This window comes from Mesorhizobium sp. M7A.F.Ca.CA.004.06.1.1, assembly GCF_003999135.1.
GTDB lineage: Bacteria > Pseudomonadota > Alphaproteobacteria > Rhizobiales > Rhizobiaceae > Mesorhizobium.
Genome location: NZ_RZPQ01001216.1, coordinates 1 through 1025, shown reverse-complemented (window position 1 = coordinate 1025; position 1025 = coordinate 1). Strand labels below are relative to the sequence as shown.

The following is a 1025-nucleotide window of genomic DNA, read 5'->3' as shown; positions in this document are numbered from 1 at the left end:
ACATGACCGGATATGTTCAATTCATCGACACGGCCAAGTCCTTCGGCCCCGTCGATGTCGTGCGAAACACCAGCCTTGGCCTCGAGCGCAATTCGCTGGTCGTCTTTCTCGGCCCATCGGGCTGCGGCAAGACCACCTTGATGCGCATGGTCGGCGGCCTCGACGAACCGAGTTCGGGCTCGATCCTGCTTGGCGGGGAAAAGGTCGTCAGGCCGGACCGTCGGCGCGGCATGGTGTTCCAGTCCTATTCGTCGTTTCCCTGGTTGACGGTCAAAAACAACATCGCCTTCGGCATGCGCTACAGGAAGGACCTCGGTGCCACCGAAAGAGCCGAGCGTATCAGCCACTATCTCAAGCTGTTCGGGCTCGCCGACTTTGCCGACTCCTATCCAAACCGGATCTCGGGAGGCATGCGCCAGCGCGTGGCCATAGCCCGCACGCTCGCCGCAGGCTCAGACGTGCTGTTGATGGACGAGCCTTTCGGCGCCCTCGACGCGCTGACGCGCGAGCGGCTTCAGGTCGAGCTGCGGCAGATCCAGATCCGCGAGGAAAAGACCATCATCTTCGTCACCCACGACGTCGAAGAAGCCGTATTTCTCGCCGACCGGATCATCCTGTTCTCACGCCGTCCAGCCTCGATCGTCGCCGATATCGACGTGGCGGCAGAGCTTGGCCCGGACCGGCCGCTGGAGATTCGCGAAACCCAGAAATTCTTCGAGCTGCGCAACAAGGTCCTGCATCTGATCCGCAACGAAACCGGAGTGGTCGTATGAGCCTCTCCTTTTCCGGAAAGACGGTCGTGATCACCGGAGCGAGCCGAGGCATCGGGCTCGGCATCGCCAAGGGCTTCGCCCAGGCCGGCGCCAGCCTGCACCTCATTGCCAACGACGCGGCCGTGCACGAACGGGCCCACGACTTGGGCGCCACAGGCACGGAGGCCGACATCGCCGACCGCGAGGCGGTCGGCGCGGCCCTCGGACCGATCTCCCGGATCGACGTGCTCATCAACAATGCCGGCCTCGAGC

Annotated in this window: 2 protein-coding genes; both read left to right on the top strand. The window is 63.6% G+C overall.

The window, feature by feature from the left end:
• On the top strand, positions 1-773 hold a 773-nt coding region (locus EN906_RS35255), incomplete at its 5' end, for an ABC transporter ATP-binding protein (RefSeq protein WP_127268137.1).
• The coding region (locus EN906_RS35250; RefSeq protein WP_127375827.1) for an SDR family NAD(P)-dependent oxidoreductase at positions 770-1025 on the top strand (256 nt) is incomplete at its 3' end. The genes EN906_RS35255 and EN906_RS35250, both read left to right, overlap by 4 nt.